Raw genomic sequence first — 8,762 nt, 5'->3', positions numbered from 1 at the left:
ATAACTCGTTGAATCTCAAGGAGTTTTCCGTTCCGACTGCGCCGGAAGTGGGGCGAATTATAGAGAGATTAAACGGGGCGTCAAGGACTTATTTCAAATTAGTTTCAGATGGCTATATATAGGTACTTCAACCAATCCACCGCCGGCAGGCAACTAAACGGGTCCGGCACTGCTCTGTAGTAGAGGCACCCCATGTGAGCCACTGCCATGAGCGAGACCGAAAGCAACAAAACCCCGGGCCTGTCGGCGGATGAAGAGCAGGAAGTCAGTCAGAACCAACCGCCCCGCGCCGCCGTGTTGCACGAGATCATTCGCTACCAGGGTGATCAGGAGCTGGAGCGCACCCTCGCCGCCCTCTGGTGGTCGGCGCTGGCCGCCGGGTTGAGCATGGGGCTGTCGATGATGGCCATGGGGTTGTTCTATGCGCGACTGCCAGAAAGCGAAAGCAGCCAGGTGATTGCCAGCCTTGGCTATTCGGCCGGCTTTCTGGCGGTGATTCTGGCTCGCCAGCAACTGTTCACCGAAAACACCCTGACTGCGGTGCTGCCCGTCATGACCGACCCGACGCTGAACAACCTCGGGCGTCTGCTGCGTTTATGGTCTGTGGTGCTGCTCGGTAATCTGGCCGGCACTATATTGGTGTCCTACGTGATGCTCAATCTGCCGATTTTCGACAGCAAGACCGACGAAGCCTTTCTCGATGTCGGTCGCAAGGTGATGGAGAACGACCTGAGCCAGATGTTCGCCAAAGGCATCATCTCTGGCTGGATGATCGCCACCATGGTCTGGATGATCCCCTCAATGGAGCACGCCAAGATCTGGATTATCCTGATGATCACCTACCTGATGGCCCTAGGCGATTTCACCCATATCGTCGTAGGCTCGGTGGAAGTCTCCTACCTCGCCTGGGCCGGCGAGGTCAGCTGGCACGTATTCTGGCTGGACTTCGCCGCCCCCACCCTGGTTGGCAACATCATCGGTGGCAGCTTTATCTTTGCCCTGATCAGCCATGCCCAAGTACGCAGCGACAGCGGCAAGCCCCCTTCCAGACTACCGGCAGCGGACAAGGAAAAACCCCGCGCCCGTCCGCAGAAGTAACCCGCGCCCTTACAACTCCTTGAGCGCCATCACCCGCTCGCCAGCCGAATGCGGTTGGCGCGCCGGCTTGGGCAACCACCAGGCCGGTCCGCTATGGGGCTGATCGAGGCTGACCCGCTCGCCCATCTGCGGGGTACTGAGCGACACCTGCGCTGCATTGGCCAAGGCCAGAATACGATCGAACGGCTCATGCCAGCTGTGAACCGAAAGATCGAAGGTGCCGTTATGCACCGGCAGCAGCCAGCGCCCACGCAAGTCTTTATGCGCCTGCAGGCTTTGCTCGGGCTGCATGTGCACGTTGGGCCACTCAAGGTTGTAGGCGCCGGTTTCGATCAGGGTTACATCGAACGGGCCATATTGCTCGCCAATCTGTTTGAAACCATCGAAATAGCCGGTGTCGCCGCTGAAGAACAGTCGCAGGCTCTCCTCCAGGATCACCCAGGACGCCCACAGGGTGCTGTTGCTGTCGAACAGCCCACGTCCGGAAAAATGCTGCGCCGGGGTGGCAACGAAGCGGATGCCCTCGACCTCGGTTTCCTGCCACCAGTTCAGCTGGCGAACTTTGGTCGCCGGAACCCCCCACTCGATCAACAGGTCGCCAACGCCCATCGGCGCCAGAAAATACTCGGCCCGATCGGTCAGCTGGCGTATCGCCTGTTCATCGAGGTGATCATAGTGATCGTGAGAGAGGATCACTGCGGTCAGCGGCGGAAGTTCTTCAAGCTTGAGTGGCGGTTGGTGAAAGCGCTGGGGACCGGCCCATTGCACCGGCGAGGCGCGTTCGGCAAACACCGGGTCGGTGATGAAGAAGCGCTCGTGCAGCTTCAGCAGTACCGTGGAGTGCCCCAGACGCCACAGGCTGCGATCCGGCGCCTCGATCAATTGCTGACGGCTCAGGGGCTGCACGGGAATTTCCACATCCGGCCGGGTTTGCGGCGGTTTGCCAAGGAACAGGAACTTGAAGCCGATGCGCAGTTTTTTGAACACGCTGTCCTGCGGCAAAGCCTGCTGGTTGTGGTATCGCCCATCCTGGCGCTGCGCCGGTTCACCGGCCTTGGGGACCAAAGGGGCCATGAGCAGAAGCACTCCAAGGATAAGGGCTGGTTTCATGGTACCCCAAGGTGGCTGCATCACTCGTGAAATGGCTTGTAAGGCCATTTTTCAATGGCCTTCGATTGTTCAACAATACTCACACGTTTTATGCGATAAACGGCGTCCCGGAACAGACCAGCAACCATGATGGATAATAAAAGCGGCAAGGGACTTTCATTTGTCAGAAGAATATACCTGCCGCGCATTTTCGGCCTGGGCATCGGCATGCTCAGCGTCATGGCCGGCATTTCTACCCTGCAGATGCCGCCGTGGGTCTGGGGCCTGCTACTGTTCAACGGGCTGATCTGGCCACATCTGGCCTTCCAACTGGCTCGCCGCGCGACCGCCCCCTATCACGCCGAGTACCGCAACTTGCTGCTCGACTCGATGATGGGCGGATTCTGGACCGCTGCGATGCAGTTCAATCCGCTGCCCAGCGTGACCATCCTGGCAATGATGGCGATGAACAATTTTGCCGCTGGCGGCCAGCGTCTGTTCCTCAAGGGGCTCGGTGTCCAGGCCCTGGGTGCAGGGCTGGCGATTGCGTTGTTTGGTGCCGCCCTGCAATTGCAGGCAACGCCCCAGCAAGTCTATGCCTGCCTGCCGATGCTGACCCTTTACCCCATGGCGGTCGGCTGGGTCTGCTACCGGCTGGCGATGAAACTCGCTGAACACAAACGCAGCCTCAGCGCCCTGAGCCGGACCGACAGCCTGACCGGCCTGCTCAATCACGGTTCTTGGAAAGACCTGCTGCAGCTCAAGTTCCAGACCTGCCAGCAACACCATTGCCAGGCGGTGATCGCGCTTATCGACATCGATCACTTCAAAGCCATCAACGATACCTACGGACATGTCGTCGGCGACTGTGTACTGAGTCAGCTCAGCAACGAGCTCAAACTCGGCCTGCGCGAGGACGATCTGGCCGGTCGCTATGGCGGCGACGAATTCTGCCTGATCCTGCCCAACACCTCGCTGGAGCACGCCAACCTGGCCATGGAGCGCCTGCGCGAGCGGGTCGGCAGCTACCGCAATCCACAATTGCCGGAACTGCGGATCAGCTTGAGCATCGGCCTTGCCAGTTACCGCGACGGTCTGACTGACGCCCAGGACTGGCTCAACGAAGCCGACAAAGCCCTGTATGCGGCGAAGAAAAGCGGACGCAACCAGGTCAATTTCGCCCAACCGGACCTCACCGCGCTGAAGCTGGCCTATCCTGATTGAACGTTCGCCCTGCGGCGCAGCCGCCGGGATGCAACTCACCAAGGATCAGGATGCGTATGGACAGGATCGTCGAGGTTTCGTCTGCCAGCCCGCCCCCCAGCCTGCAAACGCGCAAACTCATCGCCAGCATCGCCGCGCTGTTTGCCCTGGCCTGCCTGATAGCGCTCGGGTCCCTGTTCAACATTGCCACCTCGCTCAACGCCGACGAGCGAGAGAAAAGCAGCTTCTACGCGCACAAAGCACTGGAGCAACGGCTTGAAGCAGCCCGTCAGTTTCTCTCCAGCTATGCCGTATGGGATGCCGCCTATGAACACCTCAATGGCGCTGCGGACCTGAAGTGGACCCATGAAGAAGAGAACGTCGGTGACTCGTTGTACACCGCCAGCGGCTTTGAAGGGGTGTTCGTGGTCGATGACCACAGCACCAAGTACGCCTTGTTCAAAGGCCAGCTCAGCAGCGCACCGGCCAGCACCTATATAGATGACGCGCTGGCACCGATCATTGCCCAGGCACGGAACGTCGCCGCCGAACGCCAGCAGATCACCCGGTACATATTGTTCAATGGCTGGCCGGCAGTGCTGGTGGCCGCCGCCATCCGGCCTGACGATGAAGAGCTGGGCATTGACCCGCAAACCACTTCGGTAATGATCTTCGTCGACCAGTTAACCCCGGAAAAACTGGCCAATCTGAGCGCAGGCGCTGGATTGACGGGGATGCGCATCGAGAAAACCGGGACCTTGGCGGCCGACGAGTCGAGCTTGCCTCTGGGCACTACCGGTTACCGTCTGGAGTGGCTTACACCGCGCCCGGGTGATCAGTTGCTCTGGGCGGTACTGCCGCCGCTGCTTGGCGCCATGCTGGTGCTCGGCCTGCTGATGGTCTACTTCTTCCGCTACGCCTTGCGTACTTCGGGGGAAATCGACGGTACCTTGCAGCGACTGCAGGCCAGCAACCTGGCCCTGGAAGCCAGCGAACAGCGCTTCCGGGCAGTAGCCGAGGCCGCCTCGGACTGGATCTGGGAAACCGACCGCCACCATCGCCTGAGCTACCTGTCCCAGCGTTTTGTCGCAGTGACGGGATTCAGCACCGTAGACTGGCTAGGGCAGCCGATCAATCAATTGCTCAGTTGCGAAACCACCCCCCTGACGCTGTGGCTCGACAGTCAGGCCGATTCCGATCCGGGGCAATTGGCCAATCTGCGTTGCAGCTATCGCGACCAGAACGGTCAGCTGCGTTTTTGCCGAGTGTCGGCGCGCTCGATCATGATCAAAGGCAAACTCGCCGGTTTTCGCGGCACCGCCAGTGACATCACCGATGAAGTGGCAGCCCACGCCCGCATCCAGCACCTGTCCATGCACGATGCGCTGACCGGGCTTGCCAACCGCAACAAGCTGTCACGCTTTCTCGAACAGGCGCTGCTCAAAGGCCAGGACGCCGTGCCCTTGACCTTGTTGCTGCTGGACCTGGACAGCTTCAAGCCGATCAACGACTCCCTCGGCCATGCCGCCGGGGATGCGGTGCTGCTGGAAATCGCCACCCGCCTGCGCGAATCGACCCGTGACGGTGACCTGGTGGCGCGCCTGGGCGGAGATGAGTTCGTCCTGGTCATGAACGGCATGGACAGCCGTAACGAAATCGACCGCTTTTGCGCACGCCTGATCGACAACCTGCACCAGCCGATTCACTTCGAGGAGCAGATTCTGCACGTCGGCGCCAGCCTGGGTGTTGCCCAGACCCGGCTGCAGGGTTTTGATGCCGGCGAGCTGATCCGCTGCGCCGATATCGCCCTGTACCAGGCCAAGGCCGATGGCAAAAACACCTGGCGCTACTTTTCACCGCAGATGAACGAGCAGATCCAGCACCGCCGCCAGCTGGAAAGCGACTTGCGCAAAGCGCTGAAGAACAACGAGTTCGTCCTCCACTATCAACCGCGCTATCGCCTGGAGACCTTGCAAATCGTTTCGGTCGAAGCGCTGGTGCGCTGGCAGCATCCAGTCGAGGGCCTGCTGGGGCCGGACACCTTCATCCCATTGGCCGAACAGACCGACCTGATCGTGCCGCTGGGGCGCTGGGTGCTGCGCGAGGCCTGCGAGACTGCACGCAGCTGGCCGCAAGACCTGTTGGTCTCGGTCAATCTGTCGCCCGCACAGTTTTCCCGTAGCGATGTGGTCAGCGATGTCTACAAGATCCTCGTTGACACCGGTTTTCCCGCCCAGCGTCTGGAGCTGGAGATTACCGAGAACGTCATGCTCAACGATATCGAAGGTGCGCTGGGCACCATGACTGCGCTCAAGGAGCTGGGGGTGCGGCTGAACATGGATGACTTCGGCACTGGCTATTCGTCGCTGGGCTACCTGCGCACTTACCCCTTCGACAGCATCAAGATCGACAAGCGCTTCATTGCCGGGCTGAACAGTGACGGTAATGACCGCGCCGTCGTCCAGGCGATCATCAACCTGGGCAAGGCCTTGGGCCTGACGGTTACCGCCGAGGGTGTGGAAACCGAGCAGCAACTCAAGGCCCTGAGCAAGGAAAAATGCCACGAAGTCCAGGGTTTCTACCTGAGCAAGCCGGTCGACAAGCAAGCCTTCGAACAACTGTTGCGCCATCCTGTGGGAGCGGGCTTGCCCCGCGATGCGGTATAGCTGGCAGACCGCAATCGCGGGGCAAGCCCGCTCCTACCGGGATTACGCGCGCAGGCGCCGTTGCGCGGCAATCTCCGGCAGGTCGCGGCGACGCAGGTAAACCCGCAATGGCTCACTGACATTGAGTCGCTCATCGACATTTTGCGCCAGAAGAATTTCGATCAATGCGCGGCTCAGGGTCATGACCTCACCCTCGCCGTCCTGCCAGACGAATTCGCTGCTGGGCGTGATGCTGTCATCGGCGACGTCCATGCCGAAGGAGTCTTCGCTGAAGCGCACAATGTGTTTGCCCAGCTTGCGGTGGAATCCGACAAAGCCCTTGAGCTGGTCGGCGGCGGCACAGATATCCTGTGATGTGATGTGCATGTCAAACCTCACTGAAGCATCCACAAGGACGCAGGACGAAAGGGATTGGCACGCGGGGCGGTTGTGGCCGCTCTCTGCTGGAGCGACTCGAGGCCCAAGGTTAATGGAAAAACCTGGCCGGCGGGTATGGATTTTTTCGACCGATCCAGGCCGGCTCGCCAGACTTGACCCACACTGATTGTTCAAGTCGACAGCTACCGTGAATGATCGATGAACAACGCCATTACCTCCGATATCGCCACGATTGGCCGGATCAATGCCGTGCCGGCTATCTTGCAGGTGATCTGTGAATCCACCGGCATGCGATTTGCCGCGGTGGCCCGGGTCAGCGAAAACACCTGGACCGCCTGTGCCGTGCTCGACAACTTGGGTTTTGGCCTCAAGGTAGGGGGCGAGCTGGAGCTGTACACGACCCTGTGCCACGAAGTTCGCGGCAGTCATCAGACCATCGTGATCGACAAGGCCAGCGAAGACGAGCGGTACTGCAACCATTCCGCGCCGCGTATCTACTCGTTCGAAAGCTACATTTCGGTACCGGTGTTTCGTACCGATGGCAGTTTTTTCGGCACGATCTGTGCCCTCGATCCCCTTCCCGCAGCGCTCAAGGGCAGTGCCATCCAGCCGATGATGGAGTCCTTCGCCCGCTTGCTGTCGATCCAGATCGAAAGCGAGGAAAACGCCCAGAAAACCGAGCAGGCCCTGCAAAAGGAACGGGCCATGGCCGAGCTGCGTGAACAGTTCATTGCCGTGCTCGGCCATGACCTGCGTAACCCGTTGTTTGCGATCACTGCTGGGGCCGAACTCTTGAGCCAACGCTTGCAGGATGAAAAAAGCCGGACCATTGCCCAGCACATCCTCACCAGCGGTCGACGCGCCACACAGCTGGTGCGTGATGTTCTGGACTTTGCCCGTGGGAGACTGGGTAATGGCATCACCGTCACTATCCAACCTTGTCCGGACCTGGGCGATGCCCTCAGACACGTCGCCGCGGAACTGCAACGGGTCCACCCGCAGCGGCAGATCAATCTGCAGATTGGCGACTTGAGTGGTGTCCATTGTGATCGCGAGCGGGTTACCCAGTTACTCTCCAACCTGATTGCAAATGCGCTGACGCACGGTGCTCAGGACAAGCCCGTAGATGTCAGTGCGCAGATTCGTGATCGGGCCTTCGTGCTCGGGGTGCATAACCTTGGCGACCCGATTGCCCCGCAGGTGCTGGCGCAGCTGTTCCAACCGTTTTCTCACCCACTGAACGACACGGTGCACTCCGGCCTGGGGCTGGGCCTGTACATCGCCAACCAGATTGCCCTGGCCCATGGCGGGCGAATGGAGGTGATCTCAAGCCAGGAAGCCGGGACCTTGTTCAGTTTCCGCCTGCCGCTGGGTCCAGACGAGGTTCAAGCAACGCCGCCAGCCAATCCATGAATGCGCGCAGGCGCGGCGGCACATGCTGTTGTCTGGCATAGAGCAAGGACACCGGCATCGGCGGCGGAACGAAATCCGCCAGCAGCGCCACCAGTTCGCCGCGTTCCAGATACCCTTGCAGCCCTGCCGCGGGTGCCTGAATCAGACCGAGCCCGGCCACGCAGGCACTTTCGTAAGCCTCGGTACTGTTTACGGTCACTGTCCCGGCCATCGGCTGCACCTGCAAGGCACCGGCTTGCAAGTACTCGAACCCCGGGCTACGACTGCCCAGGTTTTTCACATAGTGGATCAACTGGTGGTGATGCAGATCTGCCAGATTCCTGGGCACGCCATAACGCTGTAAATAGCGTGGGCTGGCGCAATTGATTTGAGCGAGACAGCCCAACGGCCGCGCGATCAGGTCCAGGTCACTCAAGGTGCCGATGCGCAGCACACAGTCGAACCCTTCGCGCAGCAGGTCGACCTGCCGATCCGTGCAACTGATCTCCAGCTCGATCCCCGGGTGGCAATCAATGAACTGCGGCAGATTGGGCAAGATGATGCGCCGCGCCATCAAAGTCGGAAGATCGACCCGCAAGCGCCCGACAAGCGCGGCTTTTTCACTGTGGAACAGGCCTTCGATCTCATCCATGCGCGATAACAGGTCTTTGCTACGCTCGTACAGGTGCAAGCCGTCCTGAGTGGCCTGGACCCGCCGCGTGGTGCGGTTCAACAACCGCGTACCGAGCAGGCTTTCCAGGGCCCGGATCTGCTCGGAGACTGTTGATCGCGGTAACCCCAGACTCTCCCCGGCCAAGGTAAAACTCGACAGTTCGCTGACCCGGACAAAGGTCCGCAGCAACTCCAGCTTGTTCATGGGGGGCAGGCTCGATTGTTCGCTAGTAACGACCAGTATTTCCGAATTCTGCGGATTTA

Annotated in this window: 7 protein-coding genes; 4 read left to right on the top strand and 3 right to left on the bottom strand. The window is 60.2% G+C overall.

The window, feature by feature from the left end:
* Positions 1–207: 207 nt before the first annotated feature.
* Positions 208–1,098: a formate/nitrite transporter family protein gene (locus tag NPS47_RS14090; protein ID WP_274295510.1), complete on the top strand. Its 891-nt coding sequence runs from the start codon at positions 208–210 to the stop codon at positions 1,096–1,098.
* Positions 1,099–1,107: 9 nt separating this feature from the next.
* Here NPS47_RS14090 and NPS47_RS14085 read toward each other — a convergent pair whose 3' ends face one another.
* Positions 1,108–2,208 (bottom strand): MBL fold metallo-hydrolase, encoded by a 1,101-nt coding sequence (locus NPS47_RS14085; protein WP_274295509.1) that lies wholly within the window; start codon positions 2,206–2,208, stop codon positions 1,108–1,110.
* A 126-nt stretch (positions 2,209–2,334) separates the two neighbouring features.
* On the opposite strand from NPS47_RS14085, the gene NPS47_RS14080 reads away from it, so the two are divergent.
* Both NPS47_RS14080 and NPS47_RS14075 read left to right on the top strand, forming a co-directional pair.
* Positions 2,335–3,411 carry a diguanylate cyclase gene (locus NPS47_RS14080; protein ID WP_274295508.1) on the top strand — a complete coding sequence of 359 codons (1,077 nt, stop codon included), beginning with the start codon at positions 2,335–2,337 and terminating at the stop codon, positions 3,409–3,411.
* Positions 3,412–3,467: 56 nt separating this feature from the next.
* Positions 3,468–6,056, top strand: coding sequence for a bifunctional diguanylate cyclase/phosphodiesterase (locus NPS47_RS14075; RefSeq protein WP_274295507.1), 2,589 nt, complete (start codon positions 3,468–3,470; stop codon positions 6,054–6,056).
* Between the two features lie 42 nt (positions 6,057–6,098).
* Here NPS47_RS14075 and NPS47_RS14070 read toward each other — a convergent pair whose 3' ends face one another.
* Positions 6,099–6,422: a DUF2025 family protein gene (locus NPS47_RS14070; RefSeq protein ID WP_274295506.1), complete on the bottom strand. Its 324-nt coding sequence runs from the start codon at positions 6,420–6,422 to the stop codon at positions 6,099–6,101.
* A 210-nt stretch (positions 6,423–6,632) separates the two neighbouring features.
* Here NPS47_RS14070 and NPS47_RS14065 point away from each other — a divergent pair, with 210 nt between their 5' ends.
* Positions 6,633–7,847, top strand: a complete 1,215-nt coding sequence (locus NPS47_RS14065) for a GAF domain-containing sensor histidine kinase (RefSeq protein WP_274295505.1) — start codon at positions 6,633–6,635, stop codon at positions 7,845–7,847.
* Here NPS47_RS14065 and NPS47_RS14060 read toward each other — a convergent pair.
* Positions 7,786–8,703, bottom strand: coding sequence for a LysR family transcriptional regulator (locus tag NPS47_RS14060; protein ID WP_274295504.1), 918 nt, complete (start codon positions 8,701–8,703; stop codon positions 7,786–7,788). The two genes, NPS47_RS14065 and NPS47_RS14060, sit on opposite strands and share 62 nt — an antisense overlap.
* Positions 8,704–8,762: the final 59 nt, after the last annotated feature.

It is taken from the genome of Pseudomonas putida, assembly GCF_028682475.1.
GTDB classification, from domain to species: Bacteria; Pseudomonadota; Gammaproteobacteria; order Pseudomonadales; family Pseudomonadaceae; genus Aquipseudomonas; species Aquipseudomonas putida_AG.
The sequence above is the reverse complement of the archived record's forward strand: the minus strand, read 5'-3'. Positions and strand labels throughout refer to the sequence as shown.

Coding starts and splice junctions, on each gene's coding strand:
- NPS47_RS14070 (WP_274295506.1), bottom strand. CDS start 6,422: ATGCACATCACATCACAGGATATCTGTGCCGCCGCCGACCAGCTCAAG.
- NPS47_RS14090 (WP_274295510.1), top strand. CDS start 208: ATGAGCGAGACCGAAAGCAACAAAACCCCGGGCCTGTCGGCGGATGAA.
- NPS47_RS14085 (WP_274295509.1), bottom strand. CDS start 2,208: ATGAAACCAGCCCTTATCCTTGGAGTGCTTCTGCTCATGGCCCCTTTG.
- NPS47_RS14060 (WP_274295504.1), bottom strand. CDS start 8,703: ATGAACAAGCTGGAGTTGCTGCGGACCTTTGTCCGGGTCAGCGAACTG.
- NPS47_RS14065 (WP_274295505.1), top strand. CDS start 6,633: ATGAACAACGCCATTACCTCCGATATCGCCACGATTGGCCGGATCAAT.
- NPS47_RS14075 (WP_274295507.1), top strand. CDS start 3,468: ATGGACAGGATCGTCGAGGTTTCGTCTGCCAGCCCGCCCCCCAGCCTG.
- NPS47_RS14080 (WP_274295508.1), top strand. CDS start 2,335: ATGATGGATAATAAAAGCGGCAAGGGACTTTCATTTGTCAGAAGAATA.